General features: G+C 37.9%; 22 protein-coding genes. 21 read left to right on the forward strand and 1 reads right to left on the reverse strand.

The window, feature by feature from the left end; all coding sequences use genetic code 11:
- Positions 1-5 precede the first annotated feature (5 nt).
- The 15 genes from ACU68W_RS06375 to ACU68W_RS06445 all read left to right on the forward strand — a co-directional run bounded on the left by ACU68W_RS06375 (position 6) and on the right by ACU68W_RS06445 (position 14,268).
- Positions 6-86 (forward strand): IS3 family transposase, encoded by an 81-nt coding sequence (locus tag ACU68W_RS06375; protein ID WP_080551595.1) that lies wholly within the window; start codon positions 6-8, stop codon positions 84-86.
- A 184-nt stretch (positions 87-270) separates the two neighbouring features.
- On the forward strand, positions 271-585 hold the full coding sequence (locus ACU68W_RS06380; RefSeq protein ID WP_000420682.1) for a YdcP family protein: 315 nt from the start codon (positions 271-273) through the stop codon (positions 583-585).
- Between the two features lie 15 nt (positions 586-600).
- Positions 601-987: a YdcP family protein gene (locus ACU68W_RS06385; RefSeq protein WP_000985015.1), complete on the forward strand. Its 387-nt coding sequence runs from the start codon at positions 601-603 to the stop codon at positions 985-987.
- 28 nt (positions 988-1,015) lie between these two features.
- Positions 1,016-2,401, forward strand: coding sequence for an FtsK/SpoIIIE domain-containing protein (locus ACU68W_RS06390; RefSeq protein WP_094223662.1), 1,386 nt, complete (start codon positions 1,016-1,018; stop codon positions 2,399-2,401).
- Positions 2,402-2,578: 177 nt separating this feature from the next.
- Positions 2,579-3,784 (forward strand): MobT family relaxase, encoded by a 1,206-nt coding sequence (gene mobT, locus ACU68W_RS06395; RefSeq protein WP_000398284.1) that lies wholly within the window; start codon positions 2,579-2,581, stop codon positions 3,782-3,784.
- Positions 3,785-3,826: 42 nt separating this feature from the next.
- A complete protein-coding gene (locus ACU68W_RS06400) occupies positions 3,827-4,048 on the forward strand; it encodes a hypothetical protein (RefSeq protein WP_001009056.1) in 222 nt (73 codons plus the stop codon).
- A gap of 116 nt (positions 4,049-4,164) precedes the next feature.
- Positions 4,165-4,662 carry an antirestriction protein ArdA gene (locus ACU68W_RS06405; RefSeq protein ID WP_000342539.1) on the forward strand — a complete coding sequence of 166 codons (498 nt, stop codon included), beginning with the start codon at positions 4,165-4,167 and terminating at the stop codon, positions 4,660-4,662.
- Between the two features lie 88 nt (positions 4,663-4,750).
- Positions 4,751-5,143, forward strand: a complete 393-nt coding sequence (locus tag ACU68W_RS06410; RefSeq protein WP_000723888.1) for a conjugal transfer protein — start codon at positions 4,751-4,753, stop codon at positions 5,141-5,143.
- Positions 5,127-7,574, forward strand: a complete 2,448-nt coding sequence (tcpF, locus tag ACU68W_RS06415; protein WP_094223661.1) for a conjugal transfer ATPase TcpF — start codon at positions 5,127-5,129, stop codon at positions 7,572-7,574. Before ACU68W_RS06410 ends, tcpF begins: the two co-directional genes overlap by 17 nt.
- 2 nt (positions 7,575-7,576) lie before the next feature.
- Entirely contained in the window at positions 7,577-9,754 is a 2,178-nt protein-coding gene (locus ACU68W_RS06420; protein WP_446756309.1) for a CD3337/EF1877 family mobilome membrane protein, read from the forward strand.
- Positions 9,751-10,752 carry a bifunctional lytic transglycosylase/C40 family peptidase gene (locus ACU68W_RS06425; RefSeq protein ID WP_000769868.1) on the forward strand — a complete coding sequence of 334 codons (1,002 nt, stop codon included), beginning with the start codon at positions 9,751-9,753 and terminating at the stop codon, positions 10,750-10,752. Before ACU68W_RS06420 ends, ACU68W_RS06425 begins: the two co-directional genes overlap by 4 nt.
- 14 nt (positions 10,753-10,766) lie before the next feature.
- The gene (locus tag ACU68W_RS06430; RefSeq protein ID WP_000975335.1) at positions 10,767-11,684 is read left to right on the forward strand and encodes a conjugal transfer protein; all 918 of its coding nucleotides are present in this window, start codon (positions 10,767-10,769) and stop codon (positions 11,682-11,684) included.
- Between the two features lie 274 nt (positions 11,685-11,958).
- Positions 11,959-12,045 (forward strand): tetracycline resistance determinant leader peptide, encoded by an 87-nt coding sequence (locus ACU68W_RS06435; RefSeq protein ID WP_446756318.1) that lies wholly within the window; start codon positions 11,959-11,961, stop codon positions 12,043-12,045.
- Between the two features lie 15 nt (positions 12,046-12,060).
- Positions 12,061-13,980 (forward strand): tetracycline resistance ribosomal protection protein Tet(M), encoded by a 1,920-nt coding sequence (gene tet(M), locus ACU68W_RS06440; protein ID WP_000691736.1) that lies wholly within the window; start codon positions 12,061-12,063, stop codon positions 13,978-13,980.
- 120 nt (positions 13,981-14,100) lie between these two features.
- Entirely contained in the window at positions 14,101-14,268 is a 168-nt protein-coding gene (locus tag ACU68W_RS06445) for a cysteine-rich KTR domain-containing protein (RefSeq protein WP_000336323.1), read from the forward strand.
- 59 nt (positions 14,269-14,327) lie between these two features.
- On the opposite strand, the gene ACU68W_RS06450 is transcribed toward ACU68W_RS06445, so the two are convergent.
- Entirely contained in the window at positions 14,328-14,681 is a 354-nt protein-coding gene (locus ACU68W_RS06450) for a helix-turn-helix transcriptional regulator (RefSeq protein ID WP_001227347.1), read from the reverse strand.
- Positions 14,682-15,185: 504 nt separating this feature from the next.
- Between ACU68W_RS06450 and ACU68W_RS06455 the strand changes: the two genes are divergently transcribed.
- The 6 genes from ACU68W_RS06455 to ACU68W_RS06480 all read left to right on the forward strand — a co-directional run bounded on the left by ACU68W_RS06455 (position 15,186) and on the right by ACU68W_RS06480 (position 19,476).
- Positions 15,186-15,608, forward strand: a complete 423-nt coding sequence (locus ACU68W_RS06455) for a sigma-70 family RNA polymerase sigma factor (RefSeq protein WP_000804885.1) — start codon at positions 15,186-15,188, stop codon at positions 15,606-15,608.
- On the forward strand, positions 15,605-15,835 hold the full coding sequence (locus ACU68W_RS06460; RefSeq protein ID WP_000857133.1) for a helix-turn-helix domain-containing protein: 231 nt from the start codon (positions 15,605-15,607) through the stop codon (positions 15,833-15,835). Before ACU68W_RS06455 ends, ACU68W_RS06460 begins: the two co-directional genes overlap by 4 nt.
- A 460-nt stretch (positions 15,836-16,295) precedes the next feature.
- Positions 16,296-16,499 carry an excisionase gene (locus ACU68W_RS06465; protein WP_000814511.1) on the forward strand — a complete coding sequence of 68 codons (204 nt, stop codon included), beginning with the start codon at positions 16,296-16,298 and terminating at the stop codon, positions 16,497-16,499.
- 81 nt (positions 16,500-16,580) lie between these two features.
- On the forward strand, positions 16,581-17,798 hold the full coding sequence (locus ACU68W_RS06470) for a tyrosine-type recombinase/integrase (RefSeq protein WP_001291561.1): 1,218 nt from the start codon (positions 16,581-16,583) through the stop codon (positions 17,796-17,798).
- Between the two features lie 350 nt (positions 17,799-18,148).
- On the forward strand, positions 18,149-18,457 hold the full coding sequence (locus ACU68W_RS06475; RefSeq protein ID WP_094223660.1) for a hypothetical protein: 309 nt from the start codon (positions 18,149-18,151) through the stop codon (positions 18,455-18,457).
- Positions 18,458-18,459: 2 nt separating this feature from the next.
- Positions 18,460-19,476, forward strand: a complete 1,017-nt coding sequence (locus ACU68W_RS06480) for a V-type ATPase subunit (protein WP_094208901.1) — start codon at positions 18,460-18,462, stop codon at positions 19,474-19,476.
- Position 19,477: the final 1 nt, after the last annotated feature.

Consider the following 19,477-nt stretch of genomic DNA (forward strand, 5'->3'; position numbering starts at 1 on the left):
AATATATTAAATGGTACAATGAAGACAGAATTAAAACAAAATTAAACGGAATGTCTCCTGTTATGTACAGATTACATTCCGCTTAAAATATTATTAAATTATTCCGTGTTTACGGGTTCAGCTCAAAAATGAGGTGTCTATTTTTTTACCCGATTTTGAAAGGAAGTGAACTTATGAAAACAAAAAATCAAGAATCAAAAGGTCGTTCCCCACTCTTTAAGACCATCAAACATTCATTCAGCCAATAAAAAAGAAAGGATAGGTAAAAATATGGAACTTAAATTTGTGATTCCCAACATGGAAAAAACATTCGGCAATTTAGAATTTGCTGGCGAGGATAAAGTCGTTCAGCGAAGAATCAACGGACGGCTAACTGTCTTATCAAGAAGCTATAATCTCTATTCTGATGTTCAAAGAGCAGATGATATTGTGGTGGTGCTTCCTGCTGAAGCTGGCGAAAAACATTTCGGCTTTGAGGAACGTGTGAAGTTAGTCAATCCACGTATTACCGCAGAGGGCTACAAAATCGGCACTCGTGGTTTTACAAATTACCTTTTACATGCTGACGACATGATAAAAGAATAAAGAAAGAGAGGAAAAATGATGAGATTAGCAAATGGCATTGTATTAGATAAAGACACGACTTTTGGAGAATTGAAATTCTCTGCTCTACGTCGTGAAGTGAGAATCCAAAATGAAGACGGGTCGGTTTCAGATGAAATCAAGGAACGTACCTATGACTTAAAATCCAAAGGACAAGGACGCATGATTCAAGTAAGTATTCCTGCCAGCGTGCCTTTGAAAGAGTTTGATTATAACGCACGGGTGGAACTTATCAATCCCATTGCGGACACCGTTGCTACTGCCACCTATCAAGGAGCAGATGTTGACTGGTATATCAAGGCAGACGATATTGTGCTGACAAAGGATTCTAGTTCATTCAAAGCTCAACCACAAGCAAAGAAAGAACCGACACAAGACAAATAGTCGCTAGGTAGAAAGGAGACTTTTTCGCATGAAACAGCGTGGTAAAAGGATTCGCCCATCTGGTAAAGATTTAGTCTTTCATTTTACGATAGCGTCACTCCTGCCTGTTTTCCTGCTGGTTGTCGGACTGTTTCATGTGAAGACAATCCAGCAGATCAACTGGCAGGATTTTAACCTATCACAAGCAGATAAGATTGACATTCCCTATTTAATTATCAGTTTCAGTGTCGCAATTCTTATCTGCTTGCTGGTAGCGTTTGTATTCAAACGGGTTCGCTATGATACGGTTAAACAACTTTACCACCGTCAAAAACTGGCAAAGATGATACTTGAAAACAAGTGGTATGAATCTGAACAGGTCAAAACAGAGGGTTTCTTTAAAGATAGTGCTGGTCGTACAAAGGAAAAGATAACCTACTTCCCTAAAATGTATTATCGACTTAAAAATGGCTTGATACAGATACAGGTGGAAATCACGCTGGGAAAATATCAAGACCAACTCTTACACTTGGAAAAGAAATTAGAGAGTGGCTTGTACTGTGAGCTGACGGATAAAGAGTTAAAGGATTCCTATGTGGAATATACTTTGCTCTATGACACCATAGCCAGTCGTATTTCTATTGATGAAGTAGAAGCTAAAGATGGTAAACTTCGCTTAATGAAAAACGTATGGTGGGAATATGATAAGCTCCCTCATATGTTGATTGCTGGTGGTACAGGTGGCGGTAAAACTTACTTTATACTGACACTGATTGAAGCCTTGCTTCATACAGATTCAAAACTGTATATTCTTGACCCGAAAAATGCTGACCTTGCGGACTTAGGTTCTGTGATGGCAAATGTCTACTATAGAAAAGAAGACTTGCTTTCTTGCATTGAAACATTCTATGAAGAAATGATGAAACGTAGTGAGGAAATGAAGCAGATGAAGAACTATAAGACTGGCAAAAATTATGCTTACTTAGGTCTCCCGGCACACTTCTTAATCTTTGATGAATACGTCGCTTTCATGGAAATGCTGGGAACAAAAGAAAACACCGCAGTTATGAATAAGCTGAAACAGATTGTCATGTTAGGTCGTCAAGCTGGCTTCTTTCTAATACTGGCTTGTCAACGTCCAGACGCAAAATATTTAGGCGACGGAATCCGTGATCAGTTTAATTTCAGAGTGGCTTTAGGTCGTATGTCTGAAATGGGCTATGGCATGATGTTTGGCAGTGACGTACAAAAGGATTTCTTCTTAAAGCGAATCAAAGGTCGTGGCTATGTTGATGTAGGAACAAGTGTCATATCAGAGTTTTATACTCCCCTTGTACCAAAAGGATATGATTTCTTGGAGGAAATTAAAAAGTTATCCAACAGCAGACAGTCCACGCAGGCGACGTGCGAAGCGGAAGTCGCAGGTGTGGACTGATCTTGCTGGCTGGTGTGGCAATAGCCACGCCAGCACTTAACCCCCCGTATCTAACAGGGGGGTACAAATCGACAGGAAACAGTCAAAAAAACATTAGAAAATCCTTTGGTTACAAGGGATTTACAAAATTTCAGCGTATGTCAAATGGGCTTTAAAAGTTGACATACGCCTTTTTGATTGGAGGGATTTTTACTGAATGAACAAACTTGGTTACAGCATTTAAAAGAAAAACGCTTGGCTTATGGACTATCTCAAAACCGTTTAGCTGTTGCGACTGGTATTACAAGGCAGTATCTAAGCGATATTGAAACAGGAAAAGTCAAGCCATCAGAGGATTTACAGCAGTCCCTTTGGGAAGCTCTGGAACGCTTCAATCCCGACGCTCCCCTTGAAATGCTGTTTGATTATGTAAGGATTCGCTTTCCGACAACAGACGTACAGCAGGTGGTCGAAAACATCTTACAACTGAAACTGTCCTATTTTCTTCATGAGGACTATGGTTTCTATTCTTATTCAGAGCATTATGCTTTAGGCGACATATTCGTCCTTTGCTCCCATGAACTGGACAAAGGAGTTCTGGTGGAATTGAAAGGTCGTGGGTGCAGACAATTTGAAAGCTATCTTCTGGCACAACAAAGAAGCTGGTATGAGTTCTTTATGGACGTTTTGGTGGCTGGCGGTGTGATGAAACGCCTTGACCTTGCCATTAACGATAAGACAGGGATTTTGAATATCCCTGTACTCACTGAAAAGTGCCAACAGGAAGAATGTATCTCCGTCTTCCGCAGTTTTAAAAGCTATCGCAGTGGCGAACTGGTACGCAAAGAGGAAAAGGAATGTATGGGAAACACCCTCTATATCGGTTCATTACAAAGTGAAGTTTATTTCTGTATCTATGAAAAGGACTACGAGCAGTACAAGAAAAATGATATTCCCATTGAAGACGCAGAAGTAAAAAACCGTTTTGAGATTCGATTGAAAAATGAGCGTGCCTATTATGCAGTCCGTGATTTACTCGTCTATGACAATCCAGAGCATACCGCCTTTAAAATTATCAATCGGTATATCCGTTTTGTAGATAAAGACGATTCCAAACCTCGTTCTGATTGGAAACTGAATGAAGAATGGGCTTGGTTTATTGGGAACAATCGTGAACGATTAAAACTAACCACAAAACCAGAGCCTTACTCCTTCCAAAGGACGCTGAACTGGCTATCTCATCAAGTTGCCCCGACCTTAAAGGTTGCGATTAAACTTGATGAAATCAACCAGACGCAGGTTGTAAAAGACATTCTCGACCATGCGAAACTGACAGACCGACACAAGCAGATTTTGAAGCAACAGTCAGTAAAAGAACAGGACGTGATAACAACAAAAAAATAACTCAAATACAAATTCATTGAATATAGAGAGGAGAACATTTTTATGAATTTTGGACAAAACCTTTATAACTGGTTTCTATCAAACGCTCAATCACTGGTGCTTTTAGCAATCGTTGTGATTGGCTTGTATCTTGGCTTCAAGCGTGAGTTTAGCAAACTGATTGGCTTTTTAATTATTGCGATTATTGCGGTTGGCTTAGTCTTCAACGCTGCTGGAGTAAAAGACATTTTACTAGAGCTATTCAATCGCATTATTGGTGCTTAAATAAAACCGTTCTTTTGTGGAATATAAGTGGTTTTCTTATGTTCCGCAAAGGAATGGTACACCAAACGAAGTGCGGTAGGGATTTTTGAATCTCTACAAAGAAAGGACGTGAATATATGGACGATATGCAAGTCTATATTGCGAATTTAGGCAAATACAATGAGGGCGAATTGGTCGGTGCGTGGTTTACCTTTCCCATTGACTTTGAGGAAGTCAAAGAGAAAATCGGCTTGAATGATGAATATGAGGAATACGCCATTCATGACTACGAGTTACCCTTTACGGTTGACGAATACACTTCCATTGGCGAACTCAATCGACTATGGGAAATGGTATCGGAATTACCCGAAGAATTACAATCGGAGCTATCTGCTCTGCTCACTCATTTTTCAAGCATTGAAGAACTAAGCGAACATCAAGAGGATATTATCATTCATTCCGATTGTGATGATATGTATGACGTGGCACGCTACTACATTGAAGAAACGGGTGCTTTAGGCGAAGTACCAGCTAGTCTTCAAAACTATATTGATTATCAAGCCTATGGTCGGGATTTAGACCTTTCAGGAACGTTTATCTCAACCAATCATGGGATTTTTGAAATCGTCTATTAAATCTGTCGGTACATTACTACTGGCAGATTTTCTATTTTACGGGGTGGCTCAATCAGCTACCCCTATTTTTTATGAAAGGATTGATTACATGAAGAAAATACGAAGCTATACCAGTATCTGGTCTGTGGAAAAGGTACTGTATTCTATCAATGATTTTAGACTTCCGTTTCCCATAACCTTTACGCAAATGACATGGTTTGTCGTGTCACTCTTTGCAGTGATGATACTTGGCAACTTGCCCCCTCTTTCCATGATAGAGGGAGCATTTCTCAAATACTTTGGGATTCCTGTGGCTTTCACATGGTTTATGTCTACAAAAACTTTTGATGGTAAAAAGCCTTATGGATTTTTGAAGTCTGTCATTGCTTATGCACTGCGACCAAAGCTGACCTATGCAGGAAAAAAAGTAACGCTTGGCAGAAACCAGCCACAAGAAGCCATTACAGCAGTTAGGAGTGAATTTTATGGCATATCCAATTAAATACATTGAAAACAATCTCGTCTGGAATAAAGACGGGGAATGTTATGCTTACTATGAGCTTGTTCCTTACAATTACTCATTTCTAAGTCCAGAACAGAAAATACAAGTGCATGATTCTTTCAGACAGCTTATCGCACAAAATCGTGATGGCAAAATTCATGCTTTACAAATCAGTACAGAATCCAGCATACGTTCTGCACAAGAGCGTTCCAAAAATGAAGTCACTGGCAAGCTCAAAGCGGTTGCCTATGACAAAATCGACCAACAGACAGACGCTTTAATATCCATGATTGGCGAAAATCAAGTGAACTACCGTTTCTTTATCGGCTTTAAGTTGCTTCTCAACGATCAGGAGTTTTCTATGAAAAGTCTTACCGTTGAAGCAAAAAATGCTTTGTCTGATTTTGTCTATGATGTGAACCATAAGCTGATGGGCGATTTTGTTAGTATGAGTAATGATGAAATCCTGCGTTTTCAGAAGATGGAAAAGCTCTTAGAAAATAAAATCTCTCGTCGTTTCAAAATCCGCAGGTTAGATAAGGACGACTTCGGCTATCTGATTGAACACCTTTACGGACAGACAGGCACTGCCTATGAAGAGTATGAGTACCATCTATCAAAGAAAAAGCTGGATAATGAAACGCTGATTAAATACTATGACTTGATTAAGCCTACTCGCTGTTTGGTGGAAGAAAAACAGCGATATTTGAAAATCCAGCAGGAAGATGAAACCGTCTATGTAGCTTACTTTACCATTAACAGCATTGTCGGAGAACTGGACTTCCCGTCCTCTGAAATCTTCTACTACCAGCAACAGCAATTTACATTCCCGATTGATACGTCAATGAATGTGGAAATTGTAGCGAATCGTAAAGCCCTATCTACTGTCCGCAATAAAAAGAAAGAACTGAAAGACTTGGATAACCACGCTTGGCAAAGTGATAATGAAACCAGCTCCAATGTGGCGGAAGCTCTGGAAAGTGTGAATGAGCTGGAAACCAATTTAGACCAAAGCAAGGAATCTATGTACAAGCTGTCTTATGTGGTAAGGGTATCAGCAAATGATCTTGACGAACTCAAACGTCGTTGTAATGAAGTGAAAGATTTTTATGACGATTTAAGCGTAAAACTGGTACGACCATTTGGGGATATGCTCGGCTTACATGAAGAATTTTTACCTGCCAGCAAGCGTTATATGAATGATTATATTCAATACGTGACCTCTGATTTCCTCGCTGGTTTAGGTTTTGGTGCTACTCAAATGCTGGGGGAAAATGAGGGGATTTATGTTGGCTACAGCTTAGATACTGGACGCAATGTCTATCTGAAACCTGCTCTTGCCAGTCAAGGGGTTAAGGGTTCAGTAACCAATGCGTTAGCGTCGGCTTTTGTTGGTTCGCTGGGTGGTGGTAAATCCTTTGCGAATAACCTTATCGTCTATTATGCGGTGCTTTATGGGGCACAAGCAGTGATTGTAGACCCAAAAGCAGAACGTGGCAGATGGAAAGAAACCTTGCCAGAGATTTCCCATGAAATCAATATCGTCACTCTGACTTCTGATGAGAAAAACAAAGGCTTACTTGACCCTTATGTGATTATGAAAAATCCCAAAGATTCTGAATCACTGGCTATTGATATTCTGACATTCCTTACGGGGATTTCCTCTCGTGATGGGGAACGCTTCCCAATCCTTAGAAAAGCCATTCGTGCAGTAACCAATAGTGAAGTACGAGGGTTGATGAAAGTGATTGAGGAATTACGGGTTGAGAATACGCCACTAAGTACCGGTATAGCCGACCATATCGAAAGTTTTACAGACTATGACTTTGCACATTTATTATTCAGTAATGGTTATGTGGAGCAGTCTATCAGCTTAGAAAAACAACTGAACATTATACAGGTTGCGGACTTGGTACTTCCCGACAAGGAAACTTCCTTTGAGGAATATACCACTATGGAGCTTTTATCCGTTGCTATGCTGATTGTCATTAGTACCTTTGCTTTAGACTTTATCCATACAGACCGAAGCATTTTCAAGATTGTAGATTTAGACGAAGCATGGAGCTTTTTACAGGTAGCACAAGGAAAAACACTATCTATGAAGCTGGTTCGGGCTGGTCGTGCTATGAACGCTGGGGTATATTTCGTGACCCAAAATACAGACGACCTCTTAGATGAAAAACTGAAAAATAACCTCGGCTTAAAATTTGCATTTCGTTCCACTGACCTTAACGAGATTAAAAAGACCTTAGCCTTTTTTGGTGTAGACCCAGAGGACGAAAACAATCAGAAGCGATTGCGTGATTTGGAAAACGGGCAATGCCTTATCAGTGATTTATATGGTCGTGTCGGTGTGATACAGTTCCACCCTGTATTTGAAGAACTGCTCCATGCCTTTGATACCAGACCACCTGTGCGAAAAGAGGTGTAAATGTGAAACCATCAATAGTAAACAGAATAAAATCAAACTGGACGCTGAAACGTCTAGGTAAAGTGGCAATGACAGTGGCTTTCACACTTGTGATTGCCATTTTTCTTTTAGCCATGCTGGGAACGGTGGTTCAAGCTGCGGGCTTGGTAGATGATACGGTCAATGTGGCAAATGAATACAGCCGATACCCACTTGAAAACTATCAACTGGATTTTTATGTGGATAATAGCTGGGGCTGGCTTCCGTGGAACTGGTCGGACGGGATTGGAAAACAGGTCATGTATGGACTATATGCCATTACCAATTTTATTTGGACAATCAGTTTGTATGTTTCCAATGCGACAGGTTACTTAGTACAGGAAGCCTATTCCTTAGACTTCATTTCCGCTACAGCAGATTCCATTGGTAAGAATATGCAGACCTTAGCTGGTATGAGTGCAAACGGATTTTCAACAGAGGGTTTCTATGTTGGATTCCTCTTACTCTTGATTTTGGTTCTTGGGGTTTATGTTGCCTATACGGGACTGATAAAGAGAGAAACCACAAAGGCAATTCATGCCATTATGAATTTTGTGCTGGTGTTTATCCTATCGGCTTCCTTTATTGCCTACGCTCCCGACTACATTAAAAAAATCAATGACTTTTCATCAGACATCAGTAATGCCAGTTTATCACTTGGCACGAAGATTGTCATGCCCCATTCCGATAGTCAAGGCAAGGACAGCGTGGACTTAATCAGAGATAGCCTGTTTTCCATACAGGTTCAGCAACCGTGGCTACTGCTTCAATACAACAGTTCAGACATTGAAAGTATCGGTATTGACCGTGTGGAAAGCCTGCTCTCCACCAGCCCAGATTCCAACAATGGCGAAGACAGAGAAAAAATTGTTGCGGAAGAAATTGAAGACAGAAGCAATACCAATCTAACCATTACAAAGACCATTAACCGTTTAGGTACAGTCTTCTTCCTATTTGTCTTCAATATTGGGATTTCCATATTTGTATTCCTATTAACAGGAATCATGATTTTCTCGCAGGTACTTTTTATCATCTATGCTATGTTTCTGCCTGTGAGCTTTATTTTAAGCATGATTCCATCATTTGATGGTATGTCAAAACGAGCCATAACAAAGCTCTTTAATACCATTTTGACACGAGCTGGAATCACATTGATTATTACGACAGCATTTAGTATTTCAACCATGCTCTATACCTTATCGGCTGGTTATCCGTTCTTTTTGATTGCTTTTCTACAGATTGTGACCTTTGCAGGAATCTACTTCAAGCTGGGCGATTTAATGAGTATGTTTTCTCTACAGAGTAACGATTCTCAAAGTGTGGGAAGTCGTGTGATGAGAAAACCTCGTATGCTTATGCACGCTCACATGCACCGTCTACAGCGGAAACTTGGACGTTCCATGACTACTCTAGGGGCTGGGTCTGCCATTGTTACAGGTAAAAAAGGACAGTCGGGTTCGGGGAGTTCTGCAAGGACACAAGCAGATCACTCCCGACCAGACGGAAAGGAAAAATCAACACTTGGAAAACGTATCGGTCAAACCATCGGTACAGTAGCTGATACCAAAGACAGAATGGTAGACACTGCTAGTGGTTTGAAAGAACAGGTTAAAGATTTGCCGACCAATGCAAGATATGCAGTATATCAAGGAAAATCCAAAGTAAAAGAGAATGTCCGTGATTTAACCAGTAGTATTTCTCAAACCAAAGCGGACAGAGCCAGTGGACGCAAGGAACAGCAGGAACAAAGGCGAAAAACCATTGCGAAGCGTCGCTCTGAAATGGAACAGGTCAAACAGAAAAAACAGCCTGCTTCTTCTGTTCATGAAAGACCGACTACAAGACAAGAACAATATCATGATGAACAGACCTCAAAACAGTCTAATATTCAGACTTCATATAAGGAATCTCAACAAGCCAAACAAGAGCGTCCAGCAGTTAAGTCCGATTTTTCAAGTCCAAAAGTGGAACGCCAAGGCAATACCGTTCAAGAAAAAACCGTTCAAAAGCCAGCAACTTCAAGCACTACAGCAGATAGAACTTCACAACGTCCAATCACAAAAGAACGTCCGTCTACTGTTCAAAGAGTACCACTACAAAATACAAGAAGTAGACCACCAATCAAAACCGCCACCATTAAGAAAGTCGGTAAGAAACCATGAAGTTGAAAACTTTAGTGATTGGTGGTTCTGGATTATTCTTGATGGTCTTCTCACTGCTTCTGTTTGTTGCCATTTTATTTTCAGATGAACAGGACAGCGGAATTTCCAATATTCATTATGGAGGTGTGAATGTTTCCGCAGAAGTGCTGGCTCATAAGCCTATGGTAGAAAAATATGCCAAAGAATATGGCGTTGAAGAATATGTCAACATACTTCTTGCGATTATACAGGTGGAATCGGGCGGTACTGCGGAAGATGTTATGCAGTCCTCGGAATCCCTCGGTCTTCCACCTAATTCATTGAGTACAGAAGAATCCATTAAGCAAGGTGTGAAGTATTTCAGTGAATTATTAGCCAGTAGCGAAAGGCTCAGTGTAGATTTAGAATCGGTTATCCAGTCCTACAATTATGGTGGTGGTTTCTTAGGGTATGTGGCTAATCGTGGAAATAAATATACCTTTGAACTGGCTCAAAGTTTCTCAAAAGAGTATTCAGGTGGCGAAAAAGTGTCTTACCCCAATCCCATAGCCATACCTATCAATGGGGGCTGGCGATACAACTATGGCAATATGTTTTATGTGCAACTGGTAACGCAGTATCTTGTCACAACAGAGTTTGATGATGATACGGTACAAGCCATCATGGACGAAGCACTGAAATATGAGGGCTGGCGATACGTTTACGGTGGAGCTTCCCCGACTACTTCTTTTGATTGTAGCGGACTGACACAATGGACGTATGGAAAAGCTGGAATTAACTTACCACGAACCGCACAACAGCAATATGATGTGACCCAGCATATCCCACTATCGGAAGCACAAGCTGGCGATTTGGTTTTCTTTCATTCTACCTATAACGCTGGCTCTTATATTACTCATGTTGGGATATACCTTGGCAATAACCGTATGTTTCATGCAGGCGACCCAATCGGTTATGCCGACTTAACAAGCCCCTACTGGCAACAGCATTTAGTGGGAGCAGGACGAATCAAACAATGAGAAAGGAAGATTTAATGATGAAATTTAGAAAAAATCAGAATAAAGAAAAACAGATACCAAAGGAAAAGAAACCTCGTGTCTACTATAAGGTCAATCCTCATAAAAAGGTTGTGATTGCCTTGTGGGTACTTTTAGGGCTTAGTTTCAGCTTTGCGATATTCAAGCACTTTACAGCTATAGATACTCATACTATTCACGAAACAACTATCATAGAAAAGGAATACGTTGATACTCATCATGTAGAAAATTTTGTAGAGAACTTTGCGAAAGTCTACTATTCATGGGAGCAATCCGATAAGTCCATTGATAATCGAATGGAAAGTCTAAAAGGCTATCTGACAGATGAACTTCAAGCTCTCAATGTTGATACAGTACGCAAAGATATTCCTGTATCGTCTTCTGTAAGAGGATTTCAGATATGGACGGTAGAGCCAACTGGCGACAATGAGTTTAATGTAACCTACAGTGTAGACCAGCTCATTACAGAGGGAGAAAATACAAAGACCGTCCACTCTGCTTATATAGTGAGTGTCTATGTAGATGGTTCTGGAAATATGGTACTGGTTAAGAATCCGACCATTACCAACATACCTAAGAAATCAAGTTATAAACCAAAAGCCATTGAAAGTGAGGGGACGGTTGATTCCATTACAACCAATGAAATCAATGAGTTTTTAACGACGTTCTTCAAGCTCTATCCTACAGCGACAGCCAGTGAACTTTCCTACTATGTGAATGACGGGATATTAAAACCAATCGGAAAAGAGTACATCTTTCAAGAACTGGTAAATCCTATTCACAATCGTAAGGATAATCAAGTCACGGTATCGCTGACAGTGGAGTATATCGACCAGCAGACCAAAGCAACGCAGGTATCTCAATTTGATTTGGTACTTGAAAAGAACGGGAGTAATTGGAAGATTATAGAATAACAAATATTGGTACATTATTACAGCTATTTTGTAATCACGTACTCTCTTTGATAAAAAATTGGAGATTCCTTTACAAATATGCTCTTACGTGCTATTATTTAAGTATCTATTTAAAAGGAGTTAATAAATATGCGGCAAGGTATTCTTAAATAAACTGTCAATTTGATAGTGGGAACAAATAATTGGATGTCCTTTTTTAGGAGGGCTTAGTTTTTTGTACCCAGTTTAAGAATACCTTTATCATGTGATTCTAAAGTATCCAGAGAATATCTGTATGCTTTGTATACCTATGGTTATGCATAAAAATCCCAGTGATAAAAGTATTTATCACTGGGGTTTTTATGCCCTTTTGGGTTTTTGAATGGAGGAAAATCACATGAAAATTATTAATATTGGAGTTTTAGCTCATGTTGATGCAGGAAAAACTACCTTAACAGAAAGCTTATTATATAACAGTGGAGCGATTACAGAATTAGGAAGCGTGGACAAAGGTACAACGAGGACGGATAATACGCTTTTAGAACGTCAGAGAGGAATTACAATTCAGACAGGAATAACCTCTTTTCAGTGGGAAAATACGAAGGTGAACATCATAGACACGCCAGGACATATGGATTTCTTAGCAGAAGTATATCGTTCATTATCAGTTTTAGATGGGGCAATTCTACTGATTTCTGCAAAAGATGGCGTACAAGCACAAACTCGTATATTATTTCATGCACTTAGGAAAATGGGGATTCCCACAATCTTTTTTATCAATAAGATTGACCAAAATGGAATTGATTTATCAACGGTTTATCAGGATATTAAAGAGAAACTTTCTGCCGAAATTGTAATCAAACAGAAGGTAGAACTGTATCCTAATATGTGTGTGACGAACTTTACCGAATCTGAACAATGGGATACGGTAATAGAGGGAAACGATGACCTTTTAGAGAAATATATGTCCGGTAAATCATTAGAAGCATTGGAACTCGAACAAGAGGAAAGCATAAGATTTCAGAATTGTTCTCTGTTCCCTCTTTATCATGGAAGTGCAAAAAGTAATATAGGGATTGATAACCTTATAGAAGTTATTACTAATAAATTTTATTCATCAACACATCGAGGTCCGTCTGAACTTTGCGGAAATGTTTTCAAAATTGAATATACAAAAAAAAGACAACGTCTTGCATATATACGCCTTTATAGTGGAGTACTACATTTACGAGATTCGGTTAGAGTATCAGAAAAAGAAAAAATAAAAGTTACAGAAATGTATACTTCAATAAATGGTGAATTATGTAAGATTGATAGAGCTTATTCTGGAGAAATTGTTATTTTGCAAAATGAGTTTTTGAAGTTAAATAGTGTTCTTGGAGATACAAAACTATTGCCACAGAGAAAAAAGATTGAAAATCCGCACCCTCTACTACAAACAACTGTTGAACCGAGTAAACCTGAACAGAGAGAAATGTTGCTTGATGCCCTTTTGGAAATCTCAGATAGTGATCCGCTTCTACGATATTACGTGGATTCTACGACACATGAAATTATACTTTCTTTCTTAGGGAAAGTACAAATGGAAGTGATTAGTGCACTGTTGCAAGAAAAGTATCATGTGGAGATAGAACTAAAAGAGCCTACAGTCATTTATATGGAGAGACCGTTAAAAAATGCAGAATATACCATTCACATCGAAGTGCCGCCAAATCCTTTCTGGGCTTCCATTGGTTTATCTGTATCACCGCTTCCGTTGGGAAGTGGAATGCAGTATGAGAGCTCGGTTTCTCTTGGATACTTAAATCAATCATTTCAAAATGCAGTTATGGAAGGGATACGCTATGGTTGCGAACAAGGATTATATGGTTGGAATGTGACGGATTGTAAAATCTGTTTTAAGTATGGCTTATACTATAGCCCTGTTAGTACCCCAGCAGATTTTCGTATGCTTGCTCCTATTGTATTGGAACAAGTCTTAAAAAAAGCTGGAACAGAATTGTTAGAGCCATATCTTAGTTTTAAAATTTATGCGCCACAGGAATATCTTTCACGAGCATACAACGATGCTCCTAAATATTGTGCGAACATCGTAGACACTCAATTGAAAAATAATGAGGTCATTCTTAGTGGAGAAATCCCTGCTCGTTGTATTCAAGAATATCGTAGTGATTTAACTTTCTTTACAAATGGACGTAGTGTTTGTTTAACAGAGTTAAAAGGGTACCATGTTACTACCGGTGAACCTGTTTGCCAGCCCCGTCGTCCAAATAGTAGGATAGATAAAGTACGATATATGTTCAATAAAATAACTTAGTGTATTTTATGTTGTTATATAAATATGGTTTCTTGTTAAATAAGATGAAATATTTTTTAATAAAGATTTGAATTAAAGTGTAAAGGAGGAGATAGTTATTATAAACTACAAGTGGATATTGTGTGTCCTGTATGTGGAAATAAAACACGATTAAAGATAAGGGAAGATACTGAATTAAAAAAATTCCCCCTCTATTGTCCGAAATGCAGACAAGAAAATTTAATTGAAATAAAGCAGTTCAAAGTAACTGTGATTACAGAGCCAGACGCAAAGACGCAGAGCCGATAAAATGAGATTAATACAATCTCATTTTATCGGCTCTTTCCGTTATGTATGGATTCTTTTAATTAGTCTTCGATGTTTCTTGCTTCGTTGATACCGCTGGCTAAAGATTCCATTAAGGATAGTTCTTTGTCTGTAAAGCTATCCATGTATTTCTCTATCTGTAATCGTCGGGTGCTTTTTACCAAGTTATTAGCAGGTAAGAAAAATTCATCAACGGAAACATGAAGTAACGATACAAGGTCATAAAGAACTTGTATGCTGGGGTGTTGCCCTTTATTTTCAATATTAGTTAAGTACCGTGGGTCAATTTCAATCAATGCTCCCACTTGTTCACGAGTTAAACCTCGTTTCAATCGAGCTTCTTTAATGGCTAAACCAAAGGCTCTAAAATCATATTTATCTTCTTTTTTACGCATAGTAGACCACCTCTATACATTTTATTGTTCCTACTGAATTAAAAACAGGTATAGAAAAACGTGTTATATGGTTTATAGGTTTATATTTAATAAAAAGCACTACTAAACGCCAATAAAAAAAACCGTTATATGGTAGTGCTATTTACGCTGTTAAAATATTGTATATTACTTCCAAATGGCGGTTTGTTGGAGGTCAACGTCGCCATGAAGTACATCATATACAATAAATTTCCTTACATTGGGTTCTTGTCAAAAAAAGTCGTCTATCTGCAATAGATAAGTACGTCCACCAATGTGGTTTTATAAATCATATAGATAGAATAACAGAAGCATGTAAACAGAGAAATAAATCTGTTTATATGCTTTTTTGGCTATTCAGAACTTTTTTACAAAGTTTATTTATCAGTAATGCAACAAATCCCCCTTTCACATTGGGACTAAGAGTGAAAGGAGATAAACGAGCAAGGCTCACTTCCTTTCCTAGACAGAAAGGGGGTGAGAAACATGAAACCATCTTCTTTTCAGACCACAATAGAAAATCAGTTTGACTATATCTGTAAACGTGCTATGGAAGACGAGCGAAAGAATTATATGCTTTATCTTTCAAGGATTGCAAAGCGTGAGGTGTCCTTTTCGGATGTTGGCGATTATCTTGTTAGCCAGTTTGCGACAACAGATAACTATTCAACTGACTTTCAGATTTTTACACTCAATGGGTTATCAGTAGGCGTTGAAAATGATTTGTTGAGTGAAGCATTACGTGAGTTGCCAGACAAGAAACGTGAAATTCTACTGCTGTTTTACTTTATGGACATGAGCGATTCAGAAATTGCAGACCTGTTGAAATTGAACCGTTCTACTGTCTATCGGCATAGAACCAGTGGACTAGCCTTAATTAAAAAGTTTATGGAGGAATTTGAAGAATGAAAACACAATATCCTATGATTCCCTTTCCTCTCATTGTAAAGGCAACAGATGGCGATACCGAAGCGATTAACCAGATTCTACATCATTACAGAGGGTACATAACGAAGCGTTCCCTACGACTTATGAAAGATGAATATGGCAATCAAAGTATGGTCGTTGATGAAGTCTTACGTGGAAGAATGGAAACCAGACTGATTACAAAGATTTTGTCATTTGAAATTAAGTAATATCCTCTCTCCTTTCGTGGAAGCGTGCTAAACCATTCCACGCTTCCCGAACAGGGAGGTTTGTTATTCCACCAAAGCATATTGAGCTTTCAATGTGTTTTGATAGGCTAACGAGCCATTGTTCTTTGAAAACTGAATAAAAGTAATCGAATACGTTTCGATAAGAAAAGAGCCAACGGAACTAACCGCCATGACCTATCTTATAAAGATAGCGAGCGATTCATGTTAGTGATCCGAGAAGCAATCTTTAGCAGGATTGCCTGCAACGACATTCTTATCGTGATAATGATACTCCCATACAGTCAATAGTCCGAGCGTGATAAAACCGTCGCAGGCAATGAGTATGGCTACATGAGAACCATGCAGGGGTGGAACTCCCGTGAGCTTTGCTAAAGCTGTTCGATTGCTGGTAAAACAACTTTTATGAAATCCAAATAAGTGATTTGGAAAGGAGGATTTTATGAAGCAGACTGACATTCCTATTTGGGAACGTTATACCCTAACCATTGAAGAAGCGTCAAAATATTTTCGTATTGGCGAAAACAAGCTACGACGCTTGGCAGAGGAAAATAAAAATGCAAATTGGCTGATTATGAATGGCAATCGTATTCAGATTAAACGAAAACAATTTGAAAAAATTATAGATACATTGGACGCAATCTAGCGTCGCCAAAGGGTCTTGTATATGATAAAATAGTATTAAGTCGTATCAAGGCTCTTTCCATAAAGGAAAGGAGCAAATGCCATGTCAGAAAAAAGACGTGACAATAAAGGTCGAATCTTAAAGACTGGAGAGAGCCAACGAAAAGACGGAAGATACTTATACAAATATATAGATTCATTTGGAGAACCGCAATTTGTTTACTCGTGGAAACTTGTGGCTACAGACCGAGTACCAGCAGGAAAGCGTGATTGTATCTCACTTAGAGAGAAAATCGCAGAGTTACAGAAAGACATTCATGATGGTATTGATGTTGTAGGAAAGAAAATGACACTCTGCCAGCTTTACGCAAAACAGAACGCTCAAAGACCAAAGGTTAGAAAAAACACTGAAACTGGACGCAAATATCTTATGGATATTTTGAAGAAAGACAAGTTAGGTGTAAGAAGTATTGACAGTATTAAGCCATCAGACGCTAAAGAATGGGCTATTAGAATGAGTGAAAATGGTTATGCTTATCAAACCATCAATAACTACAAACGTTCTTTAAAGGCTTCATTCTATATTGCTATACAAGATGATTGTGTTCGGAAGAATCCATTTGACTTTCAACTGAAAGCAGTTCTTGATGATGATACTGTCCCTAAGACCGTACTAACAGAAGAACAGGAAGAAAAACTGTTAGCCTTTGCAAAAGCTGATAAAACCTACAGCAAAAATTATGATGAAATTCTGATACTCTTAAAAACAGGTCTTCGTATTTCAGAGTTTGGTGGTTTGACACTTCCAGATTTAGATTTTGAGAATCGTCTTGTCAATATAGACCATCAGCTATTGAGAGATACTGAAATTGGGTACTACATTGAAACACCAAAGACCAAAAGTGGCGAACGTCAAGTTCCTATGGTTGAAGAAGCCTATCAAGCATTTAAGCGAGTGTTAGCGAATCGAAAGAATGATAAGCGTGTTGAGATTGATGGATATAGTGATTTCCTCTTTCTTAATAGAAAGAACTATCCAAAAGTGGCAAGTGATTACAACGGCATGATGAAAGGTCTTGTTAAGAAATACAATAAGTATAACGAGGATAAATTGCCACACATCACTCCACATAGTTTGCGACATACATTCTGTACCAACTATGCAAATGCAGGAATGAATCCAAAGGCATTACAGTACATTATGGGACATGCTAATATAGCCATGACGCTGAACTATTACGCACATGCAACATTCGATTCTGCAATGGCAGAAATGAAACGCTTGAATAAAGAGAAGCAACAGGAGCGTCTTGTTGCTTAGTAGTACAAATGAATTTACTACTTATTTACCACTTCTGACAGCTAAGACATGAGGAAATACGCAAAGAAACGTGAAGTATCTTCCTACAGTAAAAATACTCGAAAGCACATAGAATAAGGCTTTACGAGCATTTAAGAAAATATAAAAAGATAATTAGAAATTTATACTTTGTTTAAATAAAAAAATGTAAATTAAAAATATCAAAGTTACAGCAATCAAAAAAATATAATAAAAATGTTTTCATTTATACATATAGCAATTTTTATAAAAAATTCAACAATATATCTAAAATCAATTTAGATTTAAAAAATTATATGGGTTATAATAGTTAGATGTGAGGAAGTGAGTTTATGAAAGATGTAATCAATAAAATAATTGAGATTGATAAAAAAGCACAGGATTTGGATGAATCTTTTCAAAATGATCTTGTGACTGAACAAAAAAAACAAAAAGAAGCTATAAGACAGCTTGAAGACAAATATCAATCAGAATCTGTAACTAAACTTAATTCTGTCCATGACGATATTATTAATAGCCAAAACAATAATATCGAAAATCAAAAGAAAAGTATTGAAGAAAAGAAAAATCACTTGAAGGAAATCTTCGATAAAAACGAGGATAGATTGGTGGATAAATTCTTCAACATTATTACGGAGTAATTATGGGATCTGCAAGATTATATAGTGCGCTTAATACTAAGATTTCTAAGATTAGCTCAGAGCTTTTGTCTGATGAAGATTTTAAGAAATTATTAGAAGCTGATACTAATAAGGATCAATATGATTATCTTTTGAAATTGGGAAAGATTGAGGGTGAATACGCAAACGAGGGCGTGAGTCAGTTTGAAAATAGTCTTAATGATAAGATGATTAGAACTGAAGAAAAGTTGAAGTATTATATGAACGGCAGATACAAGGATTTTTATAATTCTTTGTTGGAGTATTATGTCGTTGAAGATATTAAAACTTTGGCGCGTGTTATCGTTAGAAGGGAATACACCGATAGGTTGAATGATAATCTTATAGTTCTCAAGGATACAAAATTTTCTCGAATTTCTTCGTCGACTACGATTCAAGATTTTGTGGATATGTTAGATGAGCCATACAAATCTATTGTCGATAGGTACAAGGAAGAAAATCGTCACAGAATTTTGTTTTTTATTGAGATGAACTTGGATAGAAATTATTATTCAAACATTATCAAGATGAGTCAAGGTTTATCGAAACAAGATTCTAAGATTGTCCAAGATTATTATGGTGAAAAAATCGACTTATTGAATTTGGAATGGATTTATAGAGCTAACAAATATTATGAAATCAATAGCGAGATTATTTTCAACTTTACGATTTTGGGCGGTAAATTGTTCCAATTGGACGATTTGAAGAAGATTTCGTATATGGATTTTGATGATTTGATAAATTTTATTTCCGAAAGTAAGTATTCTTTCTTGGTTAATACCGACAATGATATTGATTTGTACATGGATAGGAGAGTTTACAGATATCTTTATTTCAAGGCTATGGATTTGCTACATACTAATAAGTACAATATTTCGAAACTTATTGCGATTGGCGAATTACTTGAGTTTGAAAAATTTGATATTGAAAAAAGTGTGGAATCTAAGAGATTTAATTTGGATTTTGAAAAGTCCAAGTCTTATCTGATTAGAAGAGTTTAAG

Source organism: Finegoldia sp. P2-F-LR (assembly GCF_052932265.1).

Coding starts and splice junctions, on each gene's coding strand:
- ACU68W_RS06410 (WP_000723888.1), top strand. CDS start 4,751: ATGAAGAAAATACGAAGCTATACCAGTATCTGGTCTGTGGAAAAGGTA.
- ACU68W_RS06400 (WP_001009056.1), top strand. CDS start 3,827: ATGAATTTTGGACAAAACCTTTATAACTGGTTTCTATCAAACGCTCAA.
- ACU68W_RS06480 (WP_094208901.1), top strand. CDS start 18,460: ATGGGATCTGCAAGATTATATAGTGCGCTTAATACTAAGATTTCTAAG.
- tcpF (WP_094223661.1), top strand. CDS start 5,127: ATGGCATATCCAATTAAATACATTGAAAACAATCTCGTCTGGAATAAA.
- ACU68W_RS06475 (WP_094223660.1), top strand. CDS start 18,149: ATGAAAGATGTAATCAATAAAATAATTGAGATTGATAAAAAAGCACAG.
- ACU68W_RS06470 (WP_001291561.1), top strand. CDS start 16,581: ATGTCAGAAAAAAGACGTGACAATAAAGGTCGAATCTTAAAGACTGGA.
- ACU68W_RS06465 (WP_000814511.1), top strand. CDS start 16,296: ATGAAGCAGACTGACATTCCTATTTGGGAACGTTATACCCTAACCATT.
- ACU68W_RS06385 (WP_000985015.1), top strand. CDS start 601: ATGATGAGATTAGCAAATGGCATTGTATTAGATAAAGACACGACTTTT.
- ACU68W_RS06430 (WP_000975335.1), top strand. CDS start 10,767: ATGATGAAATTTAGAAAAAATCAGAATAAAGAAAAACAGATACCAAAG.
- ACU68W_RS06450 (WP_001227347.1), bottom strand. CDS start 14,681: ATGCGTAAAAAAGAAGATAAATATGATTTTAGAGCCTTTGGTTTAGCC.
- ACU68W_RS06405 (WP_000342539.1), top strand. CDS start 4,165: ATGGACGATATGCAAGTCTATATTGCGAATTTAGGCAAATACAATGAG.
- ACU68W_RS06390 (WP_094223662.1), top strand. CDS start 1,016: ATGAAACAGCGTGGTAAAAGGATTCGCCCATCTGGTAAAGATTTAGTC.
- ACU68W_RS06460 (WP_000857133.1), top strand. CDS start 15,605: ATGAAAACACAATATCCTATGATTCCCTTTCCTCTCATTGTAAAGGCA.
- ACU68W_RS06435 (WP_446756318.1), top strand. CDS start 11,959: ATGCTTTGTATACCTATGGTTATGCATAAAAATCCCAGTGATAAAAGT.
- ACU68W_RS06425 (WP_000769868.1), top strand. CDS start 9,751: ATGAAGTTGAAAACTTTAGTGATTGGTGGTTCTGGATTATTCTTGATG.
- ACU68W_RS06455 (WP_000804885.1), top strand. CDS start 15,186: ATGAAACCATCTTCTTTTCAGACCACAATAGAAAATCAGTTTGACTAT.
- ACU68W_RS06380 (WP_000420682.1), top strand. CDS start 271: ATGGAACTTAAATTTGTGATTCCCAACATGGAAAAAACATTCGGCAAT.